The sequence below is a fragment of the Nocardia sp. NBC_01730 genome (assembly GCF_035920445.1).
Taxonomy (GTDB): domain Bacteria; phylum Actinomycetota; class Actinomycetes; order Mycobacteriales; family Mycobacteriaceae; genus Nocardia.
Map to the genome: position 1 here is coordinate 1747277 of NZ_CP109162.1, position 21503 is coordinate 1768779.

The window sequence follows — 21503 nt, forward strand, 5'->3', positions numbered from 1 at the left end:
AACATGGACGTGATCCGGTCCAATTCGACCTGTCCTGGCGTCTGGGGACATTCCGCGCTGCCGGAACCGGGCACCGGCGGCGCAATGCGCTCAGCGGTGGAAGACGACACCCTGGGCACAGCCGGAGCCACCCGGCCCGACCTGCGACAGAGGACTTTGGTCCTCACGCAGGATTGCCAACAGCCATCGCCACACCGATGTAGTTCGGTTCACGCTTGACTGTGCGCCGCTTAGCCAGGTCGAGCGCACCAACGCCTTGCCGCAGCGTCGCCAACGAGGAGCGATCATGCACGAATTCGGATTGCCGGCTCTGTACCACGTCCCCCCCGACGCGAATCTCACCGACTTGATCGATCGCAACGCTGAACGGTATCCGGAGCTCACCGTGATCAGCCGCAAGGTCGATGGCCGTTGGCGTGATCTGACCGCTGCCCAGTTCCGCACCGAGGTGTGGGCGACAGCGAAGGGACTGATCGCGAACGGCATTCAGGTCGGCGATCGGGTGGCCGTCATGTCCCGCACCCGCTACGAGTGGACGCTGCTGGACTTCGCGATCTGGTGTGCAGGCGCGGTCACGGTCCCGGTGTATGAAACCTCCTCCGCCGAACAAGTGCGGTGGATCGTCTCCGACTCCGGGGCGGTCGCCATCGTCACCGAGACCGACCACCACACGGCCGTGGTCGCCGGCCTGCGCGACCAACTGCCGAAACTGATGCACACCTGGCAGATCGACGCCGCCGCCATCGCGACCCTGACGGCGGACGGCGCACGGATCAGCGACACCGCTGTGGCCGATCGCCGGGCCGCCGTATCGGCCGATGCGCTGGCGACGATCGTGTACACCTCCGGCACCACCGGCCGACCGAAGGGCTGTCAGCTGACCCACGCTAACTTCCTTGCCGAGTTGGGCAACACCACCGCCCGGATGCCGACGCTGTTCCGCACCGGCAAGTCTTCGGTGCTGCTGTTCCTGCCGCTGGCGCACGTGCTCGGCCGGATCGCCGAGGTCGCGGCAGCGTTCGTCCCGGTCGACATCGCCTACGTCGGCGACGTCAAGAATGTCACCGCCGAGCTCGGAGCGTTCCGGCCGACGCTGATCCTGGGCGTCCCGCGTGTTTTCGAGAAGGTGTACAACACCGCCCGTGCGCAAGCCCAACTCACCGGTCGGGGCTGGATCTTCGATCTGGCGGCCACGACGGCCATCGCCTACAGTCGCGCCCGAGACAGCGGCCGGATCCCGCTTCCGCTGCGGATCCGGCATGCACTGTTCGACCGCGTCGTCTACCGCCGTCTACGCGCCGCCCTGGGTGGCCGCGCCACGCACGCCCTTTCCGGCGGCGCCCCGCTCGGCGAACGGCTCGGCCACTTCTACCGCGGGGTCGGATTCACCGTGCTGGAAGGCTACGGGCTAACCGAGACCTGCGCGGCCGCAACGTTCAATCCGAATGACCGGCCGAAGATCGGCACGGTCGGCCAGCCGCTACCCGGCTCCTCGATCCGCATCGACGACGACGGCGAAATCCTGCTACGAGGACCGAACGTGTTCACCGGATACTGGAACAACCCACCCGCCACCGCCGACGCATTCCGAGACGGCTGGTTCGCCACGGGAGACCTCGGCACGCTCGACCACGACGGATACCTCACCATCATCGGACGCAAGAAGGAAATCATCGTCACCGCAGCCGGCAAGAACGTCGCCCCCGCGGTGATCGAAGACCGCATCCGTGCCCACGCCATCATCGGCGAAGTGATCGTCGTCGGCGACGGCAAGCCGTTCATCAGCTGCCTGGTGACCATCGATGACGAGCACTTCCCCACCTGGAAACAGCTCAATGGCAAACCCGCCGAAGCCAGCGTGGCCGATCTCGCCGCCGACCCTGATCTGCTCGCCGCGATCCAGGCCGCCATCGATGACGGCAACCGAGCCGTCTCCCATGCTGAGGCCATCCGCAAATTCCACCTGCTGCGCGCCGACCTCACCGAGGCCAACGGATATGTCACCCCGTCGTTAAAGCTCAAACGCAACATCGTGCTGCGTGACTTCGCCACGGAGGTCGGCGCAATGTACAGCGCGTGAGCGCAGATCGGCACCGGTTACCAGGCAATGGACCGTATTCCTCACTTCGCCTTCGGTAGCACCCATAAAGATAGCCAACAAATTGCCAGACGGGCCGTCGACGGGGATGTCGGCGAGATGGACGCTGGCTTCCGCGCCACGTCCGGCGGTTCGGAATCCGCTGTGTCGGTCGAGATCCGTGGCGCGGTAGCCCGAGTGGGCTTAACAAGCCGACCTCATTAGGACACGAGCCTATGTGACTATCAGCGTCGCGCGCCAGAGCAGGCCACCCGCGGTGATCACATGCCCTGCCCCGCGGGCGAAAGGCCCGTACTCGCCCTTCCGCGCACCGAGCAAACTCGAATTATGACCGCCGATAACGACACACCTCCCGTTTCGGTTCCCGATCACCCGACGACCCTTGCGGCGCTGCGGCTTGCTGCCTGGGCGCCGTCGGTGCACAACTGAAGCATCCTGGACTGGTTGGAGACATCAACACCCAGCCCTGGCGCTGGGTGTTCGACGGTATGCGCTTGCGCCTGCACACCGATGCCGACCGGCTGCCGCCCTCGACCGACCCGTACGGCAGGGAGCTGGTGATCAGCTGCGGTGCCGTGCTGCACCACGTAAGGACGGTGTTCGCCGACCGCCACGTCGTTGTGGCGGCCCGGGCCCCCGGACGACCACACGATCGTAGGTCCACCACATACAACATCGGCAGGGCACAGCACCGACCCAAACACACGCACTGATACCGCGGTTCACCGAAAGCGCGGTGCGCCTAACCGCAGCGGCGGCCGTGACGCCAGCAATTCCGACGATGTGCCCAGTCCCCGGGGCGTCGAACCTTACGGCCATGACCACCACCGCCGTTTCGGTGCATTTGCTCGCGTCATGCTGCAATCATCCGCGGGATAGCGGGGCAGCTACAGTAGCGAAAGTCCTTACCGAACTTTCCCTTTCGGTTCTTGCTGCCGGTCCCAGCTACGCTCGTTCTCCGCGCCCACCGCCACCGGTGGTGATGGCACGGTTCCCGGCACGCCGGGGCTGCCGCTGGGGAACGTCGAGCTACCACCGCAGCGATCGGCGGTGCACAGCATCCGCCCGGTCGACACCAACGGGCGCGTGGTCGACAAGGCCGTCCTGACGGCTTTGGATTGGCGGCCCGGTGACCTGCTGTCGTGGCGTGTCACCGGCGGGTTGATCGTGATCACTCGCCGCGGCTACGGCCGCCGCGGCGTCACCAAGCACGGGCACCTGGCCCTACCGGCGCCGATGCGCCGCAGTGCGGGCATCCGTATTCGCGACCGGGTCCTGTTAGCCGCAGACCCCCAGCAGGCGCGAGGCCTGCCGAGAGCGCGTCCGAGTCCGAGGTCGACACGTCCTGGGTGGAATGCCTCCAAGGTTCCGAACTGTTCGGCGATCACGATGGGTGGGTGGTTGGGCAACATCACGCCGCCCGACCCCACGCGCATGCGCTGTGTCACCGAGGCAATGCGGTCGACCACGACCGCCGGCGCGGCGCTGGCCACGCCCCGCATCCCATGGTGCTCAGGCACCCAGTATCGGTGATAGCCGAGGTCGTCGACCAGCTGTGCGAGGTTAACGCTGTTGCGCGGCGCCGTGTTCGCGCTCTCGCCCATATCGTCTGCCTCCTCGTCACGGTTCGGCCTGGTCGAGCAGTGTTACTCGTGCACGTCACACTGGGGGTGCGGAAGCACCCCGGGTTGTGGACCGGCGCCAGACCGGCCCCCCGGGGCTTTCTCTTCTACCCCCGCACGCCGTCTGATGACCGTAGGACGTCACGTGCGGGGAAGCTCTCAGCCAGCTCTACCTGTGGTTGTGCGTGTCATAGGCTGATGGGATTGCTCCTCCCAGCATTCGTCGCCCGAGTTTCCATCTATTGGTCTGAGCACGCTCGATTGCCTGCTCCTCGAGGTGGCCGGCGTACTCCTCGGGGGTGTAGGAATGCCCGTCGGCGCCGACCATGTCCATGGAGCCATCGATTAGGGACTCCCTGCAGCCGATGAATTCGTCGTTCGCCATGGTCTGTTCCGTCGCCGTGCCGAAGATGTACGCCGTCGCGGTGAGGTATCGGAGGCAGCAGGGCCGTGGCCACCATGGATGTTGCTGACGAACCGAGCCTGGTCCAGCGAACGGAGAGTCACCGCGCAGCAAGAGAGTGTCTGCCCGGAGCGCACATCCGCCGCCGCCTGTTCTGGCGGTACTCACTTGTCTACGACAAGCCGGCCAGCGACGCTGTCGATCTTCGAGGGACCGAAACGCACTAACATGCCGCATACCGCGTGGTTCGAAGCGGCCGAGCGGAGCAGGTCACTTGCGGTCACAACGGCAGGCCCGAGGACATGGGTTCGTGCATCCTCCGCGTCACGGCACTTCGAGGTTCGTCATTTTCGGATGACCGTGCACGGGTTGTGGGAACCTAGCCTGATGAACGTGCCGACGGAGGCGTCCAAACGATTCGCGGATTCGAATTCCGTTGCACCGGTGGATATCCAGGTGAGTGAATCGGAGGCTCGAGGCGCTGAGGCCGCCATTTTGGCGCGTTTGTGGGGCGCTTTGACCCGTGAGCCCATTCCGGGGATCGGTCGCCGTCATCAGGTTGGTGGGATGATGCGGGTGCGACTCGACGACGGACGGTGGCTTCGCGGGCCGGCGGGGGCGGCTGCACCGCACGCGAAGGGGGTCGTAGGTCTCGCGGTGTTCGTGGGGGGAGAACGTATCATCCGCGCCTCTGACCTTCTGCGAGGGTTGCGATTACCCGTTCCACTGGACCGAATCGCGCGGTTGGCATCTGAATTGGAGAACAGTGCAGCCAACCTGGCGTCCGCGCGGGCAGTTTCAAGGGCCTCACCGCATTGCGGGGGCGCGCTGTCGTGGGTGTCTGCACGGCGTGCTGCCGATCCCGGGTTCGACGGCTCCGCGTATCTGGAACAGACTGTGGTGGAGGGCCATCCGACTCACCCGTGTTGTCGTAGCCGAAGCGGATTCTCTGCCTCGGAGGTACGTGCGTACGCCCCGGAGCACCGTCCGATCGTCGATCTGGTCGTGGTCGAAGTCCCCGCGCCGCGTTGGCACACGGTGGGTGAGTGGCCCCGCCACCTCCGTGCAGGCGATCGGATTCTGGTGCCCTTGCACCCGTGGCAGGTCGCCCGGCTCGATCTCACCGGTTGCGGGCTGCGTGCTCGTGCCGTCAGCATGCCCGCACGGCCGCTGATGTCGGTGCGCACGCTCGCGCCAATTGGCGGCGAGCTCCATGTCAAGACAGCGCTCACCGCCCAATTGACCAGTGCCATAAGGAATATCACCGCCGAGAACGTCCACAACGGGCCGACCCTGAGCCGGTGGTTGTCACGCCTGGATCTGCCCGGGATGACAGTGCTCGCCGAGCCCGCCGCGGGCGCATTGCGATCGGATGCCGGACTCAGTGCGGATATCGCTGTGCTGTTGCGACGGCCGCCGCGCACCGGGCCGGGCGAGCTGGCTATCCCGGTCGGCGCGCTCGCGGCGGTCGATCCGCGCACCGGTATGCCCGTGCTGGCCGAAGCGCTCACCCTCGGATACGCCGACAACCCCACCGCGGCAGCACAATTTGTCACTACGGTGGCAGCCCTGGCCGCTCGTTGCCTCGGGGCGGTGCTCGCCCGCTACGGCATCGCGCTGGAAGCACACGGCCAGAACCTACTGGTCGTACTTCGGGACGGACGGCCCGTGCGCCTTATCTACCGCGATCTCGGCGGCATCCGGGTCGATACGGCAGTGGCCGCCCGCAGCGGCGTACCCCGGACGCAGGGGTCCGTGCGATCTTCCGATCCGGACGAAACGCGTGCGACGTTGCTGTCAGCGTTCGTCAGCGGCACACTGGCCACACTCATCACAGCCTGCGAGGACTGCGGGTTCGCATCGGATCGGCTGTGGGCCGCAGCAGCCGAGGTGCTGCGCAACACCTGGCCCGCAGGCCCAGAACACCAGGTGCTTTTCGCCGACAGGCTCCCGACGAAGGCGACCACAGCCATGCGACTGGCAGCGGACCCGGACGAATTCCTGTGGTGCAGCGTACGGAACCCGCTCGCGGATATATGAGCACTCTTCCATCCTGCGTCGTGCGGGCACTGCGCTCACTTGACCGCCCGGTGTGTGCGTATGTCTATGACACCGCACGGCTGCGGCACCGGGTCGCCGAGATCCGTGCCGCCCTGCCTTCCGGTGCAGAGCTGTACTACGCCGTCAAGGCCAACAGTCACCCGGCCGTGCTCGAGACGCTGGCGCCGGTGACCGACGGCATGGACATCGCTTCCGGGGGTGAAATTCGCAAGGCCGCTGCAGCTGGGGCCCATCGGCTGGTGTTCTCCGGTCCTGGAAAGACCGATGCCGAACTCGCCGCCGCGGTCGCGGCCGGGGCGACGATAAACGTCGAGAGCCGACTCGAACTGCTGCGCCTCGCCGAACGAACGAACCCGAACACCGGGGACCCGGTACCGATCACGCTGCGGGTCAATCGCGCCGGCCCACCACCACTCGGCACTCATCACATGACCGGCGCCCCTACGGCTTTCGGGATCGATGAGGAGTTGCTGCCGCAGGTGGTTTCCACCGTGCGGCAACTGCCCGGCATCCGACTCATCGGATTCCATCTGCATGCGGTCAGCAACAACCTCGACGCCGCAGCGCACGCGGAATTCGTCGCCGCGGCGCTGGATTGGTCGAACGCAACTGCCACCCGCCTCGGAATCGATCTGGGGGTGGTGAACGTCGGCGGCGGCATGGGTATCGACTATCCCGGCGGCGCCGACCTGGACCTTTCCGAGTTCGCCGCCCGGGTGCCACCGTTGCCACCCGGTATCCGTGTGCTGTTCGAGCTCGGACGCATGATCGCCGCCGATGCGGGCTGGTATGCCGCCGAGGTACTCGACCTCAAACGCACCCACGGTCACTGGTACGCGATACTGCGCGGCGGAACACACCATTTCCGGCTCCCCGCAGCCTGGGGATACAGCCATCCGTTCACTGTGCTTCCGGTCCAGGAGTGGTCGTACCCATTCGCCAGGCCGGGTGTCATCGACGACATCATCACCGTCGCGGGCGAATTGTGCACGCCCAGAGACATTCTGGCTCGCGACGCCTACGTTCGCCGACTGCGAGTGGGTGACATTCTCGTCTTTCCGCGCGCAGGCGCGTACGCCTGGGAGATCTCGCACCACGACTTCCTCAGCCATGATCAGCCGGACATGATCGTGTTCTAGTGTCCCGCACCAGACGGCAGGCCAGCCCGCAGTCTGCAGGATGGGCTCACCATCTCGACCATCCACACATCGAGGAGTGGTGCGAAGCCGCCGAACGCGAAGCGCACCATCGCATCAATGACGAACTGACAACCGAACAGCGACGCCGCGAACACCTCACCCCACCCCAAGCAGCCGCCGAACAACAACTCCGCCAACAACTCACCAGCCCCGACGACCAGTCCATAGACTACACCCCCGATCCATTCGAGCCCATCGAGCCGCACCGCGACAACGATCTCGGGCTGTGACCGAACCGGGCTCGAAAAGTCGAACCTTCATGCACATTCGAACGATGCCGAGGCGGGCCGTGCGATTAACTTGAAATCGATTCCGTCACGAGGGGATCTATGGCGAATCCAATCACCCACCTCGGCTGATAGAGACCGAGGCAGCGGAAGCTGCACCCTCAACTGTGCGCAGGCCGGCTCTGCTCGACGGCCCAGGCGGCGATCTGGGTGCGCGATTGGCGGATTGTGCACCGCAGTCGGGCACAGGCACCGATGACTCCCCCGGACATCCAGCTAACCGGCCGAGAACAGGCAGTAGTCGACGCTGCGCTATCCGCAGTGCTGGGCCCCGATGACGACGCGTCGGTGGACATTCTCGCTACCAGACCACTTCGCCTGCGCTTCTCGGCAACCCGCCCCTGGACAGGACCGCTTCGACCAGCATGTGGCAACTGCGGTCCAGCGTGAGCAGCGCAGTGTCGATACACATCGAGGAGCGCACGATCGACGTCACCATCACGGCACCGGAGGCCCCCGGTGAGCCAGGCCCCACCACTCGAGCCGTGATAGCTGCACGACGCCCCCGCCCGGAGCCGTATCGGGCCGCTGTCGCCGATCTGCTCCATGATCTGAAGAATCAGCTCGTCGCCACTCGGCTTGCTATATCGCAATCTGCCGAAAGCCGAACTGGCCGCCTGGAACAACAGCTCGCTGCGAGCCGCCACCTCGATGAGGCGCATGCACTCGCGGCACGGCGCCGCGACCTCCCTGCTGATGCCGGCCAACTCAGACAGCGTCGAACTGGGCGCCTTCCTCCGGCAGTACGCCGCTGCCGCACTCCCCCGATTGCCGGCCAACATCTCACTGTCGGTGCCGGAAGCCCGTACCGCAGTTCGCGTCGCGATCGACGTACCCGCACTGGCCGCGGTACTGGACAACCTCATGACCAACGCGATCGAGGCGCTGCCGCAAGGAGGTTCGATCGCGCTGGCTTGGACTGCTGACAAGTATGAAGCTGTTGTCGAGATCATGGACAGCGGACCGGGCGTGCCGCCTGATGTCGTCACCGCATTGAACTCGGGGCAGCGTATCGGTAGCACTAAACCCGGGGGAAACGGACTTGGCCTGCTGGGGGTTCGTTCACTGCTGTCCAGAGTCGGCGGACAATTCCACGCCGCGCCTACGGCGTCCGGCACCGCATGGCCAATTGCCTTGCCGGTAGCCATGGCGACCACATCGGAGCTCCCATGAACCAGCGGCTGGCCGGCATCCTTGTCCTCGTAGCCGACGATCAGAGTGACGTGGCTCGCACACTGTGCCGGCCGCTGCAGAAAGCTGGCGCACGAATTCATTTCGTCGCCGACGGGCAGGCCGCGCTGGAAATATGGTTTATACACACGCCTTCGACATCATCCTCGTTGATATGAAGCCGCCGACATCGCCGAGGGCTGCCGGATCCCGCTCGACGCGGGCGCGGGACTGCTCGCCGTCACACTGGGCGCAGAGGGTGCGATCATCGCCACCCCCGAAGGCACAGACCGTGTCCTGGCCTTCGCGGTCGACACTACTGGCTGCGGTGACGCATTCTCCGCCGGATTCGTCTACGCCACGGCCATCGGCCGCACACCGCGCGCCGCCGCGGTCCTCGGCAACGCCGCGGCCGCACTCGTCGCACAAGGACTCGGCAGCGACTACGGCGATTTCGACTTCTCGTCGGCCGACGCGTTCGCCGAGCGAACCCCGACTCGGCCGGAATCCGGATAGCAGAAATTCTCGATCAGCGGTCGAGTCGTCGCGGACGCCGGGTGGTCGATCTCCTTCGGCCATGAATCTCAGCAACGCGATGAAAGCCATACCCGTCGTCTCTGGGTGATGCGAAGCTCGCGGCCAACGACTCGGCCGACTCACAAGAAGGTAAGGACGTCATGTCCGAGTTCGACTATCGCGATCGAGTGTTCGTGGTCACCGGCGGTGCCGGTGGCAGCAGTATGCGCGAATCGATATGCTCGTGAACAACGCGGGGCATGACGAGTAGCAAACGTTTCGACACACGCAGTGTGGAAAGCATCGAGCTGGAAATTCGGCGCAACACAGTGGCGCCACTCGCATTGACCCGGCTGGCGATCCCGCTGCTTCGTCAATCGGAGGATCCTCGAGTGGTGACGAATGTGTCGGCGGGCGCGATCTTCCCGCTCGGCGAAACACCGATCTACACGGCGTCGAAATTCGGGTTGCGCGGCGCGATGCTGGCGATCGGACTCGACCTGAAGGCCAGGGGAATTCACGTCGGATCTGTCATGCCTTCAGCGACCGACACCCCGATGTTGCGCCAAGAGGTCATCGACGGTGGAAACAGCTTGCAGTTCCAGGATCCTCCGCAGCATCCGCGTGCCGTCGTCGCGTCGATTGCACGGCTGCTGGATTCTTACCGGCACCCCACCATGCGCGTCCCGCTGCTCTCCGGACCAAGGACGAAATAGGCGGTTTTCATGCCCGACACTTTGCGAGATCCAGACTCATGATGAACGTACGCAGGTGCCGGTCGACCTCTTCGGGATTCTTGATCGAACTCAGATGTCCTGCGCCGGGGATGATTACGAGCTGTGCACCCGAAATGCTCGCGGCAGCACGGGTTTTGTGCCGAAGAGGAATGAATCGATCATCATCGCCCGCAACCACCAACACGGGAGTGGTCCCGAGCGTGGCCAACCCTGCGCTGTGGTCGCACAGGGCGGTGTCGGCGATCAATGCCAGCAGACTCATGGTTCGCAAGGATGTGACGAGTCGGCGCGCGCGGTAGATGTGCGCGGTCCGTGTACGCGGACCGGTGCCCGCCTGGCTGCTCGAGTCGTATGTCGGATGTCGTCGCTCGCTGGTATCGGTGAGCAGCTGGCGCAGCGGTGGTACCACCCACCAGAGCGCTCGGACCAACACACGGGTCGCGAAACCGGGCAGCCGCAACGCGATTTCGCCCCATCGGGAGGGGACGGTGTCCAACAATGCGACGCCCACGATGCGGGTGCCGAACAGTTCGGGTCGATGCGCCGCCAAGGCACACACGGCCATACCTCCCAACGAATGCGCGACCAGAACCACCGGTCGATCGGGCGCGACGGAGTCGATGATCGCGGCGATGTCGAGGCCGAGTTGGCTGACGGTAGCGTAGTCGACCGGGGATTCGTCGGAGCGGCCGTGACCGCGATGGTCGAATAGGACGATCATGCCCAGATCCGCGAGTGTCTTGCGCTGCCGACTCCAGTAGACAAGTGCAGTGTTGATCCCGCTGACGAAGATGATGACTCGCCCGGCGTCGCGATCGCCGTCGAGCTCGACATGCAGTCCGGTGCCATCGTCGGCGAGTACCCGAGTTTCGTTCATGCCCCCACCTTTGCCTCAGTGATGCATAAGCGTGATCATTGTAATTTATCCTCGCTATAATTCGTGATCAGCACTCAGTGGGTGCGTTGGATCCAATCGAGGGGGTTAGCGCGTGATCGTGCACCTTACTGATGTCTTCGCTCCCCGCGTCGGCGGCATCGAGGTTCAGGTCGAGCAGCTGGCGCGCGCCCAAACAGCTGCGGGCGAGGAAGTCCATGTGATCACTGTGACCAGCGGGACCAACGACGATGTGGCACTGCCGTACCGGGTGCATCGCATCACTCGGGCTGGGCACCTGCGTTCGTTGTTGCTGCGCCTGCGACCGCAGGTGGCGCATGTGCATCTGAGCGTCTATTCACCGTTCGCGTTGCGCTCCGTGAGACAGTTGGGGCTGCTCCGGATTCCGACCGTGATGACGGTGCACAGCATGTGGGACGCGCCGGTGCGGGCGTGTTATAGCCTGATCGGAAGGGCCGGTGACTGGCGACGCCGGTTCGTGCTGACTGCGGTGAGCACAGTGGTCGCCGACCAGGTCGCCCGCGCGTTGCCCGGGACCGCGACAGTCGTTGTTCCCAATGGCGTCTCACTGGCATTGCAGCAGAACACCTCTCGCCTATCGGGAGAACTACATGTTGTCTCTGTCGGACGGTTGGTGATTCGTCGGCAACCGCTGATCCTGCTGAAAGTCCTTCGGATGGCGCAGCAACGGCTCGATGGCGAGGTCGCAGTGCAGGCCACCGTTGTCGGCGCCGGTCCACGGACGGACGCGATGCGGCGGTACCTGCATCGACATGGCATGACTGGGTGGGTGCATCTGGTCGGGGTCCAGGATCAGCACACCATTCGTGACATCTTGTCCACCGCGGATGTCTACCTGAACGTGACCAGTCGCGAAGCGTTCGGTCTGGCCACATTGGAAGCGCGCACCGCGGGGCTGCCGGTGGTCGCCCGATCCGGTACAGGGGTGGCCGATTTCGTCGAGCACGGCCGCGAGGGTTTGTTGGGCGACACGGCAGCCGAGCTGGTGACGGCCTTGGTACAGCTCGGGCGCGACATACAGCTGCACCACCGGGTGGCCGCACACAACCGCACGGTGGCACCGTCGAAACACAGTTGGCCGGTCGTGCTGAATCGGCTTCGCCATTGCTATGACGAGGCGGAACGTCGAGCGTGCATGTCCCGCGCGACGGCGGCGGAGAGGGCCGCCTGATGATTTCGCCCGTGCATGTTGCCCGGATCTCTTTGAGCAACGTTGATCATCTGCGCAAACGGTTCGGCAACGCCACCGTTGCCGGCCTGACTCGCGACGTGACCAGGGCGGCCCGGCTACTGCGGCGCGACCCGGCTCCGCGGATGGTGCCCGCGCGTGCCGAACGCGTCGTCGTGACACTGTCGACCGTGCCGCAACGACGCAGGCACCTGCGCCCGGTCCTGCGCAGCCTTCTGGACCAGACCGTCCCTGCCGATCGGCTGCTGCTGGCCTGGCCGCGGCATTCGCTCCGGTCGGGGGTTGCCTACCCCGACCCGCCTTCGCTGCCCGCCGGGGTGGACATTGTGCGGTGCGAGGACGAAGGTCCGGCGACGAAGTTGCTGCCCGCGCTGCGGGCGGAGCCGAACGCGGTGCTGGTGGTCGTCGACGACGATGCGATCTACCCTGAGACGTTCCTCGAGGACCTGCTCGCCGCCCATCGCCAGGTTCCGACCGCAGCGCTGGGATTGCGCGGCCAGTATGTCCGGTTCGGTTGTGACCCAAGGTATCTCGGGCATGTTTGCGGGACGGCAGTGCTCGAGCACGTCCCGGTCGACGTGTTGATGGGCATGTGGGGATATCTGATTCCGCCCGGATCGCTGGACGAGGCTGTGCATGAATTCGAAGGTTGGCCCGACGAGGTGCGGTGGCAGGATGATGTGTGGATCTCCGCGCATCTGGCCCGGCGGCGAGTGTCGCGGCTCGTGGTACCCGTGAGCGGCACGCCACTCGAGTCCACCGGTGCGTTCGTGGGAGCGTTGCATCACACGGTGAATCGCTCCGGCCACAACGAGGCGGTAGCGTTCGAGACGTTCAAGACATGGTGGTGACGATCGGCAGCACCACCGCGCTCGGTCTGCGCGGGTCGTGGAAAATCTCCTGCTCCACGACCTCGCGGTGGCGAGCAAAGCGGGGCACCGCGGCACCACAGACATGCACTCGGAGTCGATGGCCTGCAGCGAATTGGTGGGCTGTCGGCCACAATTCGACCTCGATCCTGCCCGTTGTCTCGAGACCGACCCGGCGCACGCCCTCACAGATGTTGTACGAGCGACCGTTGGGATGCACATCGCACAGCCGCACCACGAAGTCTGCGCCCGTCGGCGGACTGCTGTGGAAATACAGCCGGGCCGTCGCGGTGCCGATCACCTCCACCGGCTCGCTCAGCGGTTCGCTGGTGTAGGTCAGCAGGTCTGAGCGAGTCTCGATCCTGCGGCAGTCCTCGGGTCGAGAATGGCCGACGATCACCGGCCCTCGCGGTGCCGGGGTTGCGTCGGCGGGGTCGTAGCGATAGCAGTCACGGCCAGACTCGTCGGGGCCATTTCGGGCCAGTCGACCGGCCGTGTGCAAGAACCATGGGACCGGGCGGGTTCCGGGTGGGGGCCAGTTGGCGTAGTCGCGCCATTGCCGTGCACCCGTGACGAACAGCCGGATAGGAAGCTCCCGCAAACCCGTGCGGTCACCGCACAGATGCGCCCGGAACCATTGCCGTGCTTCGCGGTTCGCGGTGAGAAACAGCTGTGGGTGATAGTGCCCCCACGGCCCGACCGTCAGGTGTGGGGTGCCGCCCGCCGCCCGCAGCGCGAGAAAGTCGCGAATCAGACCGGGCAGGAAGATGTCGTACCATCCGCCGACCAGATGCACCGATGCCGCGACGCCGGATCGAGGCACATGGCTGTGATCCAATCCTGCTCGCAGCGGGCTGCCCGGCCCTTCGTCGGCGATGACGGCTTGGTAGAACGGCACCGTTCTACCTCCGGTCGCCACGTCGAGTTCGGCCGCGGGCCGACCGGACGCAATGGCCCGACGCGCCCGCCTGGGCGCCAACAGTGCGGTGGTGAAGCTGTGGTTGGAGCACCAGATGAGCACCGACTCCAGCGCGGTCGACCCGCCGGTAAAGATCGTGTCGGCGATCGACGACGCCGCCACATGCACTGACATCGCGCGTAATTCGGTCACGTCGGCCGTAATAGCCCAGTGTGCGAACCCCATCGCGCTCATGCCGTGCAACGCGAGAGGCCCATGGAACCAGGGTTGTGCGCGCAGCCACGCCACCGTGGCAAGGCCGTCCTCGCGCTCAGTACTCAAAGGCAACACCTCGTCGCAGGATCTGCCGTCCTGCACGACGACCTGGAAACCGTGTCGAGCGAAGTAGCAGCCGTAGAGGATGCCCATCGGGCGGCGGCCCATCGGCGACCGAACCAGGATTGTCGCCTGTGCCGGGCTGTTGGCGGGCAGGTAGAGATCGGCGAGCAAGAGGGTGCCGTCAGCCATCGGGATGGACAGATCGCGTTCGATACGAATGTCAAACATCGCGCCGCACAAACCATTCCGTGCCGAGTACCCATCGGAACACCGGCTGCGGCAACCGCAGCAGAGCGGCCAACGTGCGCACTCCGTCACCGCCAGCTGCCTGGCTGGCGTGCGCGGCCATGCTCGCCCGCTTGCCTGCTGCGTAGCAGCGTACGTTCACCCGGTGAGTGATCGCGCTGCCGGGCGAGTAGCTGCTGGCGAGCCGGTCCGGCGTCAGCCCGGTCGGTGTCAGGCGAAACAGGGCGGCGATCCGGATCGCCCGCAACAGCATGTCGCGGTCGACGGTGGCTTCCAGCAGTACCGGGGTGCCCGCGATCCGTGCCGCGAGCGAACCCACGTGATGCAGATGAACATGGTCGGGATGCCCATAGCCCCCCGCCGGGTCGTAGGACGTGACCAGCTCGGCGCGCTCCTCGACCAGCAGTGCGGCAATCCGCTCCGCAGCCTGCTCGACCGGCGTAGCGGAGAACGAGTCCGGTACGGCACCATCCGATCCGGAATCGCCGTAGCCGAGGAACTCCACCCGAGCGCAGCCGAGGGCGGCCGCCGAGTCCATCGTTTCCCGTCGCCGTCGCGCACCGAGTTCGGTCCCGGCAGGCGAATCCGTGAGTCCCGCTTCACCGTCTGTGGCGACCACCAGGACGACCCGATGGCCCTCGGCGGCCAGGCGCGCCATCGTGCCCGCAGTCAACAAGGACTCGTCGTCCGGATGGGCATGCAGGAACACGCAGGTCGAGCTCACGAGACCTGCCCGCGGCGCGTAGCGTTCTCCTTGGCGTCCCGCGCCGCGGCCTCCTCTGGGCCGGGTGCGGTTCCTCCGAGATGCTCAGGCTGCCACCACTTCTCGGTACCAGAGCACGGGTACTCGCGTTGTGCACAGTCCAGCAGTGCCTGCATATACACGCGCAGCTGCTCGGTGACCTCCGCGGGGTCGTCGTGGAGTGTCGGGCGCAGCGGTTCGCCGATGAGGACGGTGATGGGCAGCAGCGGCTGTATCAGCTCGCGCCGGTCCTTGGTCCACAACCGGTGCGTTCCCCACACCGCCACAGGGATCAACGGCACGCCGGCCGCGCCCGCCAGCCGCACCGCGCCGGTCCGCAGCCGCTGGACGGTGAACGACTGGGCAATAGTGGCCTCAGCGAACACGCCAACGACCTCGCCGGACTTCAGTGCGTCCGCGGCTGCGTCATATGCCGCGCCTCCCCGCTCGGGCCGGACCGGAATCTGTCGCAGGCCGCGCATCATCGGCCCGTACACCCGGTGGTCGAACAACTCCTGCAGCGCCAGGAACCGCACGCTGCGCCCGGATGCGCCCAAGGCGACTGCGAACGGGTCGAGATAGGACACATGATTGGCGACGATCACCGCGCCGCCCGCCGCGGGGATGTTCACGTCGCCACGGATTCGGATCCGCAGCCCCAGCGCCCGCGACGCCGCCCTGACGGCAAGAATCACTGCGGGATAGATGACATCACCCATACCGCGACAATCTAGCGTGTCGGTCCCGAAATCTTCGCTCGGTACCTCGCTTCCGGAACGCAATGAACCTACAAGATACGGACGGCTGCCCACGGACTATTGTCCGTAGTTGGCCTTCTGTCCCGGTTTGCCCCCGCCGACCAGTAGTTTTCGAGGGTGTCTGTTGGGTGGGCGGTCTGGTCGGAGGGCAAACGGGGCCTCCGACGGGGCTGTTGCTATAAGGCAGGGTGAGGCCAGCGACCGCGGCGTCGTGGTCCTGGTCGATGCCACAACAGGAAAGGATCGAGTTCCGGCAGCCGAGCCTCGCGGACCTGCTTCATTCACGAATCCAGGTCGTTGCCACGGCGCTCGGTCATCGGCTGTGCGAATTCGCTGACAAGCTGGCTGAATCGGTCATTTCCGGGCATGCGGCGAGGAGTTTGCCAACGTGAGCGGCGCCCTTCGGGCAGGTCCGCCGGCCGGGTCACGATCCACGTTCGAGCGCTGTCGCATCGGGCTGCGTCGCTAGAGGCTCATGGTCGCGTCTTTCGTGCCCGTGCCCACTGAAGTTCGAATTCTTGCTGGGAGATGTGTTCGGCTTCGAACTCGGGTTGGCTTGCTATCTCTTCGGGGGGTGCGATCGGGATCTCGGCGATGCCGGCGGTGGCTGTTTCGTGGGTATCGTCGGCCCATTCGGCGTGGCCGTCGCGGTAGGTTTGGACTCGGCGTGTTTCGTAGTTGTCGTCGCTGACTTCGTGGAAGTAGTGGACGGGCTCGTCGTCGAAGTCGTGGTGCCAGGTGACTTTCACGTACCGCACGCTCAGTTCCTTCCCGACCGGATGATCCGCCCTGAGAGGTCGAGGGGCTCAGTGTTGGGGACGACGAAGACACCAGGTCTCCCCTGGACGCGAGCAGGTTTCGCGACGAGCACGTCGAGGTGCTTCGGGTCGAGCTCGGACCACCTCCGGACCTCGCCGGGATCGTCGGAAGCGCTCCGAGGGCTGCTGGCGAGGGCCGCGTCGGCGTCACTGATGCCGACCATGGGAACCTCTCGTTCGTCGGGGTGCGGCTGCGTTCGCGTTCAGGGCAGCCGGTCGAGGAACCTGCGGACCTCGGCGGCTTCGCCGCTCCCGGTGGTCGGAGGCGCAGCAGCTCGAAGTCGTAGCGCTGGCAGATCTCGTTCTTCAACGCGTCGCGGTCGAGCTGCTTCGGGTTCGCTTCATGGGTGCTGAAGCCGTCCACTTCGATGGCGCCGACGCTCTCATTGGTGATCCGGTTGTAGATGACGAAGTCGAATGACGATCGGTGCCGGACGAATTCGCGCTGGCGATCATCGAGCCGGTCCAGACTGCGCGGGAACACATTTTGCAGGTAGACCTGCCGGTGTGTCGCAATGCGTGGAAAGCGTTCGCCGACGACAACACGATCTTCGCAGCGGAAGCTCGGCTGCGGGTCGTTGCCGATGGGCTGGCCAAGTTCGACGCACCCGATATTCAGAACCTGACCGACCATCTCAGGACACTCTCGAAGAATGCGGGCGAGATCAAGCTGGCGGCCGACGATCTCGCAGGTGCGACCGCCAGCCACCATGCAGCGCTCGTCGGACTCCGCTCGGACATCAACACTCAGGTGGCGGCGCCCCTCGTCGCCGCATCGGTCGCAATTGCCGTGACCCTGGTGTGGATTCGCAATCCTAGGGCCGCGACCGTGGAAGGCCCCGCTCTCGAAAGCGCCGCGACGTCTATCGCACGCGTGGTCGGGACGTTCTTCACGACGTTGAGCGGGATCAAGTTCAGCGCGGCAGCACTGGCTACAAATGCGCTGGCCACCATCACCGGACTGACTATCCTGTCCATCGCCGGTGATGCGACGTTCAATTCGAACTACAAGCCGCCAGCCAACGCGTATGACCCCAATGGGCCGAAGGCCCCGGGCCGTCCGGGCGAGGCGGAAGGATTCGTGCCGCACCGCCCGCATGATGCAGACCACCGCCGACGCTATCGCCCTCGTCGCAGGCGGGCTGACCTTCAACACGATCGGCGGCTACCACGTCTACAGAGAGAGCGAGTCAGAACTTGCTCGCGGACCTCGAGGGCGCCACCAGAGACCTCGTGCGAAGGCCGGGCACGGTCGGATACATCGCGAAAGGGCTGGCCATCGCCGCGGTCGGGTCGCTGATGGTCCTCGCCGTGAGTCGATCCTAGCCGGACAAGGCCGCCAGACTCGACGGCGCCTTCACAACCCTGGGGGCTCAACCCTACGAAGTGGCCCTCCTCGTAGTGTCCGGCCGGGGCATCATCAGCTTTGCCATGGCCCGATACACCAAGGTGCAATCGCGCACAGCCGCCGAGTCGAGTCGCTCTTGATCGCGTAATATTTTCTTGCGCAACGAGTTCAGGGTCTTGGCCAGGATGCTTGTGACATACATCTGGGAGACGCCGCGGTGCTCGGCGATCCGGATTTGGTATCGGGATTCGAAGAACCGCATGAACAGCACTTCGCGTTCACGCTCAGGCAGCGCGACGATCAGGGGTTTCACCGCCAGGCAGTCCTCGACGCTGCGGTAGTCCGGCTCCTCGCGCCGAGAGCGTCCAGCAACAACGGTGGTGCGATGTCGTTGTCGTTGTCGGCGTCCGCGCCGATCGAGGAGGTCTGGTAGCCCTTGTGGGCGATGATTGCCTGGATGACATCGACTACGTCGACGCCGAGATGTTCAGCGATCTCGCTGGCTTTGGGCATGCGATCCAGTCGCTGGAATAGCATGTCGATCGTGGGCCCGACGCTCTGCTGGACTTCCTCGAGCCGCCGCGGCACTCGCACCGCCCAGATGTAGTCACGGAAATGGCGGCGGACCTCGCCGACGATCGTTGGTACCGCGAAAGACAGGAACGTCGCCCCATCATCGGGGTCGAAGCGGTCGACGGCGGCCACCATCCCCAGCCGGGCGGTCTGCAGGAGATCGTCGAAGTTCTCGCCGCGGCCGGCGTACTTGCGGGCGATGTGTTCGGCCAGTGGCAGGCATCGCCTGATCAGCTCCTCCCGCAAGGTAACTCGGCGCGGGTCGCCCACGTCCAGCTCGGCGAGCTGGACGAACAACGGTTCGAGGTGGTCGTAGTCGTCGGTGCCGCGGCGCGTGTGTGGAGTCCTCGCGGGAGAAGTTCGTGTCGACTTATCGGTCATCGGTACTGCCTCGGATCCAGCTGAATCGGCGGTGGTTGGATACCCGGACAACCGCAGTGATGAACGGTTGGGGAGCGACGACCGAGGTTGATGGAGGTCGCCAGGTCGCGACGTGGTGCCGGGCCGAGATTGCCTCGGCCTGGCATAGGTACGGGGATGCTGGCACCGATAGGGCCGGGACATCCGTTGTGGTGTCGTGCTACGAGCTGGGTTGGGGCAGGTTGCAGTTGTTCACTTTGGGGTTGACGCCTGCGTAGTTCAGCGGTCCCGCGATGACGGTGACCGCGATGGTTGCTGCACTGGCGCAGTTCTGGTCACGGTCGGTGAAGTATCCGCGTTGACCGGCGGCGACGACACCGATGATCAACCACACGAGCACCAGCAACGGGACTAGACGACTCATCGTGCACCTCGACCTGATTCCGGCGGGTTGGGCGCGGTGATTGCCTGAGCGCCGCATCGAGTTCGGTTCTCGTGGATCGACGTTGTCTCGATCGTGTTGTTGATAGCGGAGTGTCGCATCATGTTCTCCTTGCGTCAGGTTGCCGCGTAGGCGGATCGCGGTGCAGCCGCGGATCTCGGCCCGGCTGCGCGGGGATCGGTCAGTAGTAATGGCGTCGGCCGCCGACGGCGTGGCCTGCCATGCCCGCGATCATCAGGACCACACCGATGAGCGCGATGATGACCCCGGCGGTGACGAGCAGCGGGATGCCGAGTAAGAGTCCGGCGATGAGGAGAACGACTCCGAGAATGATCACGAGCAGTACCTGCTTTCGGTGCAGAAGCATGTGGGATGTTATGGGGCAGGGTCAGTGCTTGAATACGTCGCCGAGTTTGTCGCCTGCCTGTTCGACGTTTCCGGTGGCCTGATCGAAACGTCCCTCGCGCCTCAGGCGTGAGTTGCCGGTAGCGCGGCCGAACAACTTCTTGACGGCACCCTTGGTGGCTCCAGTTTTGTGGGCGAATCTTGCTCTGATGCTCATCGCGGCGTTCCTTGTCTGCAGTGAGATGACGCGCGGTTACCGGTATTGGTCGCCGCGTGGGGTGTCGAACGGCCCAAGATCGGCCGACCTGTCACCGAACAACTGGCCCGGAGTCGCGTCCCCGTGATGTCGGCCAGCTTTCGGGTCCCTGCCTGGCGGCGTTGCCGGATGCACTGGTGGCGGCGGCATTGCGGGGTAGCCAGTGTGGAGGTCGTGTCCGTCGGCGTCGAACCCGCGACCTGCGCTTGCCACGCGTCGAGCGGCGACGCTCGAGCCGACTTGCAGCATGCCCAACTCGGCAAGCCTGACAGTGATGACCATGGCGATCCTCGAAGCCTCAGCTCGGATCGGTTGTTCCGTTAAGTAGACGCCGCCCAGACCGTAATGTCAACGATGTAGAGCTACACTCGTAACCTACGGTCATTCTTCCGAATGGGGTTTGCAGCAGCCTCGGCGGCCACGAAACCGCATCCCCGTGACCACCAACGACCACCCTGCCGACTAGGCCGGGCACCGATCGGGCACACCACGCCCCAACACCGAAACCTCGATCCAGAAGAGGACCGGACCGGGTCTCCTGGGGCGAGCTCGCTCTGATGGTGCTTGTTCACATATTCGCCGTCGAGCCCAACCGGAGCCGGTAGCCCGAACCACGGCTCGATACAGGGCAGATCGGCGCCGTCTGTCGGTGACCAAATTGCCAGCTGTTCGAAACCCCTCAACGACATACCGATTCCGTTGCCCTCGCGGTCCAGATACCGCAGTTCGCTGCCTCCTTCGAGCGCAGTGCTGGATGCCAGGGCACCAGCATCCCGGTGTTCGCCCCCGAGACCGATCGACTCGAAGATGACAGCGCCGTCCATAAACAAGTCGACGTGTAGAGGCAATGTCGATCTGTGGACCGGGCTGGGGAAAATTCCGGCTTGTAACAACACACGCGCGACCCGGCGAATGGGTGCGGTTTGCGGTGTGCCGAATTCGATCCGGCAATCGGTCTTGATCGCGCGATCGGCCATCGGCCATCGGCCATCGGAATGCGGAATGCACCCCGAACGAATAGGAAAGCTGTCGTACAGCCTTCGGATTCGCAACCAGATAGCGGGCGCTCATCTCCGGATAGGCCGCAGGTGCACGTCGAGGGTGAACGGGTAGGGAAAATGTCGACGAGTGCGCGGCCCGTCGGTCAAACGCAGGTGCAGGTGAGTGGCGCCTTGCGATATAGGCGTGAACCCCAGATTGTCACCACCACTTCGAATCGTTTGGCCATCGCCAACGGATCATCCCCGCCCTCAACTGCGGCCAGGGCGGTGCCGAGCGCGAACGCGTCGCGGACGTCGGCAGCGAGTCCTC

The 21503-nt window shown here is 65.1% G+C and carries 22 protein-coding genes and 1 pseudogene; 9 read left to right on the top strand and 14 right to left on the bottom strand.

Annotated elements, in window-relative coordinates:
- The first annotated feature begins 286 nt into the window (after positions 1-286).
- Positions 287-2080: an AMP-dependent synthetase/ligase gene (locus OHB12_RS07140; protein WP_327117313.1), complete on the top strand. Its 1794-nt coding sequence runs from the start codon at positions 287-289 to the stop codon at positions 2078-2080.
- A 1202-nt stretch (positions 2081-3282) separates the two neighbouring features.
- On the opposite strand, the gene OHB12_RS07145 is transcribed toward OHB12_RS07140, so the two are convergent.
- Positions 3283-3702: an MsnO8 family LLM class oxidoreductase gene (locus tag OHB12_RS07145; RefSeq protein WP_327117315.1), complete on the bottom strand. Its 420-nt coding sequence runs from the start codon at positions 3700-3702 to the stop codon at positions 3283-3285.
- A gap of 187 nt (positions 3703-3889) precedes the next feature.
- Positions 3890-4105: a hypothetical protein gene (locus OHB12_RS07150; protein ID WP_327117317.1), complete on the bottom strand. Its 216-nt coding sequence runs from the start codon at positions 4103-4105 to the stop codon at positions 3890-3892.
- A gap of 588 nt (positions 4106-4693) precedes the next feature.
- On the opposite strand from OHB12_RS07150, the gene OHB12_RS07155 reads away from it, so the two are divergent.
- From OHB12_RS07155 to OHB12_RS07170, 4 genes are all read left to right on the top strand, one after another.
- Complete coding sequence (locus tag OHB12_RS07155; protein ID WP_327120937.1) at positions 4694-6163, top strand: IucA/IucC family protein; 1470 nt, start codon at positions 4694-4696, stop codon at positions 6161-6163.
- On the top strand, positions 6160-7323 hold the full coding sequence (locus OHB12_RS07160) for an alanine racemase (protein ID WP_327117319.1): 1164 nt from the start codon (positions 6160-6162) through the stop codon (positions 7321-7323). Before OHB12_RS07155 ends, OHB12_RS07160 begins: the two co-directional genes overlap by 4 nt.
- A complete protein-coding gene (locus tag OHB12_RS07165; RefSeq protein ID WP_327117321.1) occupies positions 7323-7613 on the top strand; it encodes a hypothetical protein in 291 nt (96 codons plus the stop codon). The genes OHB12_RS07160 and OHB12_RS07165 overlap by 1 nt, the downstream gene beginning before the upstream one ends.
- A gap of 717 nt (positions 7614-8330) precedes the next feature.
- On the top strand, positions 8331-8843 hold the full coding sequence (locus tag OHB12_RS07170; protein WP_327117323.1) for an ATP-binding protein: 513 nt from the start codon (positions 8331-8333) through the stop codon (positions 8841-8843).
- 138 nt (positions 8844-8981) lie between these two features.
- Here OHB12_RS07170 and OHB12_RS36165 read toward each other — a convergent pair whose 3' ends face one another.
- Positions 8982-9446: a hypothetical protein gene (locus OHB12_RS36165; protein ID WP_442799982.1), complete on the bottom strand. Its 465-nt coding sequence runs from the start codon at positions 9444-9446 to the stop codon at positions 8982-8984.
- A 170-nt stretch (positions 9447-9616) separates the two neighbouring features.
- Here OHB12_RS36165 and OHB12_RS07180 point away from each other — a divergent pair, with 170 nt between their 5' ends.
- A complete protein-coding gene (locus tag OHB12_RS07180) occupies positions 9617-10072 on the top strand; it encodes an SDR family NAD(P)-dependent oxidoreductase (RefSeq protein ID WP_327117325.1) in 456 nt (151 codons plus the stop codon).
- Positions 10073-10079: 7 nt separating this feature from the next.
- Here OHB12_RS07180 and OHB12_RS07185 read toward each other — a convergent pair whose 3' ends face one another.
- On the bottom strand, positions 10080-10970 hold the full coding sequence (locus tag OHB12_RS07185; RefSeq protein ID WP_327117327.1) for an alpha/beta fold hydrolase: 891 nt from the start codon (positions 10968-10970) through the stop codon (positions 10080-10082).
- A 112-nt stretch (positions 10971-11082) separates the two neighbouring features.
- Between OHB12_RS07185 and OHB12_RS07190 the strand changes: the two genes are divergently transcribed.
- Positions 11083-12180: a glycosyltransferase family 4 protein gene (locus OHB12_RS07190; RefSeq protein WP_327117329.1), complete on the top strand. Its 1098-nt coding sequence runs from the start codon at positions 11083-11085 to the stop codon at positions 12178-12180.
- The gene (locus OHB12_RS07195) at positions 12180-13049 is read left to right on the top strand and encodes a hypothetical protein (RefSeq protein ID WP_327117332.1); all 870 of its coding nucleotides are present in this window, start codon (positions 12180-12182) and stop codon (positions 13047-13049) included. Before OHB12_RS07190 ends, OHB12_RS07195 begins: the two co-directional genes overlap by 1 nt.
- On the opposite strand, the gene OHB12_RS07200 is transcribed toward OHB12_RS07195, so the two are convergent.
- The 5 genes and pseudogenes from OHB12_RS07200 to OHB12_RS36170 form a co-directional block, all read right to left on the bottom strand.
- The gene (locus tag OHB12_RS07200; protein ID WP_327117334.1) at positions 13033-14532 is read right to left on the bottom strand and encodes a CocE/NonD family hydrolase; all 1500 of its coding nucleotides are present in this window, start codon (positions 14530-14532) and stop codon (positions 13033-13035) included. The genes OHB12_RS07195 and OHB12_RS07200 overlap by 17 nt on opposite strands.
- Positions 14525-15274 (bottom strand): PIG-L deacetylase family protein, encoded by a 750-nt coding sequence (locus OHB12_RS07205; protein WP_327117336.1) that lies wholly within the window; start codon positions 15272-15274, stop codon positions 14525-14527. Before OHB12_RS07205 ends, OHB12_RS07200 begins: the two co-directional genes overlap by 8 nt.
- Positions 15271-16011, bottom strand: coding sequence for a lysophospholipid acyltransferase family protein (locus OHB12_RS07210; protein WP_327117338.1), 741 nt, complete (start codon positions 16009-16011; stop codon positions 15271-15273). Before OHB12_RS07210 ends, OHB12_RS07205 begins: the two co-directional genes overlap by 4 nt.
- A gap of 512 nt (positions 16012-16523) precedes the next feature.
- Positions 16524-16808, bottom strand: coding sequence for a DUF6881 domain-containing protein (locus OHB12_RS07215; RefSeq protein WP_327117340.1), 285 nt, complete (start codon positions 16806-16808; stop codon positions 16524-16526).
- Positions 16809-17184: 376 nt separating this feature from the next.
- A pseudogene (locus OHB12_RS36170) lies at positions 17185-17352 on the bottom strand (hypothetical protein); the annotation flags it as partial.
- Here OHB12_RS36170 and OHB12_RS07220 point away from each other — a divergent pair.
- Positions 17296-18168, top strand: a complete 873-nt coding sequence (locus OHB12_RS07220) for a hypothetical protein (protein WP_327117342.1) — start codon at positions 17296-17298, stop codon at positions 18166-18168. The pseudogene OHB12_RS36170 and the gene OHB12_RS07220 overlap by 57 nt on opposite strands.
- Before the next feature lie 79 nt (positions 18169-18247).
- Here OHB12_RS07220 and OHB12_RS07225 read toward each other — a convergent pair whose 3' ends face one another.
- The 5 genes from OHB12_RS07225 to OHB12_RS07245 form a co-directional block, all read right to left on the bottom strand.
- A complete protein-coding gene (locus tag OHB12_RS07225; protein ID WP_327117344.1) occupies positions 18248-18529 on the bottom strand; it encodes a sigma factor-like helix-turn-helix DNA-binding protein in 282 nt (93 codons plus the stop codon).
- The gene (locus OHB12_RS07230; RefSeq protein WP_327117346.1) at positions 18526-19170 is read right to left on the bottom strand and encodes a sigma-70 family RNA polymerase sigma factor; all 645 of its coding nucleotides are present in this window, start codon (positions 19168-19170) and stop codon (positions 18526-18528) included. The genes OHB12_RS07225 and OHB12_RS07230 overlap by 4 nt, the downstream gene beginning before the upstream one ends.
- A 199-nt stretch (positions 19171-19369) precedes the next feature.
- Complete coding sequence (locus OHB12_RS07235; RefSeq protein ID WP_327117348.1) at positions 19370-19573, bottom strand: hypothetical protein; 204 nt, start codon at positions 19571-19573, stop codon at positions 19370-19372.
- A 199-nt stretch (positions 19574-19772) separates the two neighbouring features.
- Positions 19773-19928, bottom strand: coding sequence for a DUF6131 family protein (locus tag OHB12_RS07240; protein WP_327120941.1), 156 nt, complete (start codon positions 19926-19928; stop codon positions 19773-19775).
- 51 nt (positions 19929-19979) lie between these two features.
- The gene (locus OHB12_RS07245; protein ID WP_442799983.1) at positions 19980-20153 is read right to left on the bottom strand and encodes a CsbD family protein; all 174 of its coding nucleotides are present in this window, start codon (positions 20151-20153) and stop codon (positions 19980-19982) included.
- Positions 20154-21503: the final 1350 nt, after the last annotated feature.

Bases quoted from the DNA above. Each gene is read 5' to 3' on its own strand.
- OHB12_RS07185 (WP_327117327.1), bottom strand. From the start codon at position 10,970: ATGAACGAAACTCGGGTACTCGCCGACGATGGCACCGGACTGCATGTC.
- OHB12_RS07160 (WP_327117319.1), top strand. From the start codon at position 6,160: ATGAGCACTCTTCCATCCTGCGTCGTGCGGGCACTGCGCTCACTTGAC.
- OHB12_RS07245 (WP_442799983.1), bottom strand. From the start codon at position 20,153: ATGAGCATCAGAGCAAGATTCGCCCACAAAACTGGAGCCACCAAGGGT.
- OHB12_RS07235 (WP_327117348.1), bottom strand. From the start codon at position 19,573: ATGAGTCGTCTAGTCCCGTTGCTGGTGCTCGTGTGGTTGATCATCGGT.
- OHB12_RS07195 (WP_327117332.1), top strand. From the start codon at position 12,180: ATGATTTCGCCCGTGCATGTTGCCCGGATCTCTTTGAGCAACGTTGAT.
- OHB12_RS07230 (WP_327117346.1), bottom strand. From the start codon at position 19,170: ATGACCGATAAGTCGACACGAACTTCTCCCGCGAGGACTCCACACACG.
- OHB12_RS07200 (WP_327117334.1), bottom strand. From the start codon at position 14,532: ATGTTTGACATTCGTATCGAACGCGATCTGTCCATCCCGATGGCTGAC.
- OHB12_RS07210 (WP_327117338.1), bottom strand. From the start codon at position 16,011: ATGGGTGATGTCATCTATCCCGCAGTGATTCTTGCCGTCAGGGCGGCG.
- OHB12_RS07150 (WP_327117317.1), bottom strand. From the start codon at position 4,105: ATGGCGAACGACGAATTCATCGGCTGCAGGGAGTCCCTAATCGATGGC.
- OHB12_RS07170 (WP_327117323.1), top strand. From the start codon at position 8,331: ATGCACTCGCGGCACGGCGCCGCGACCTCCCTGCTGATGCCGGCCAAC.
- OHB12_RS36165 (WP_442799982.1), bottom strand. From the start codon at position 9,446: ATGGCTTTCATCGCGTTGCTGAGATTCATGGCCGAAGGAGATCGACCA.
- OHB12_RS07145 (WP_327117315.1), bottom strand. From the start codon at position 3,702: ATGGGCGAGAGCGCGAACACGGCGCCGCGCAACAGCGTTAACCTCGCA.
- OHB12_RS07180 (WP_327117325.1), top strand. From the start codon at position 9,617: ATGACGAGTAGCAAACGTTTCGACACACGCAGTGTGGAAAGCATCGAG.
- OHB12_RS07140 (WP_327117313.1), top strand. From the start codon at position 287: ATGCACGAATTCGGATTGCCGGCTCTGTACCACGTCCCCCCCGACGCG.
- OHB12_RS07155 (WP_327120937.1), top strand. From the start codon at position 4,694: ATGCGGGTGCGACTCGACGACGGACGGTGGCTTCGCGGGCCGGCGGGG.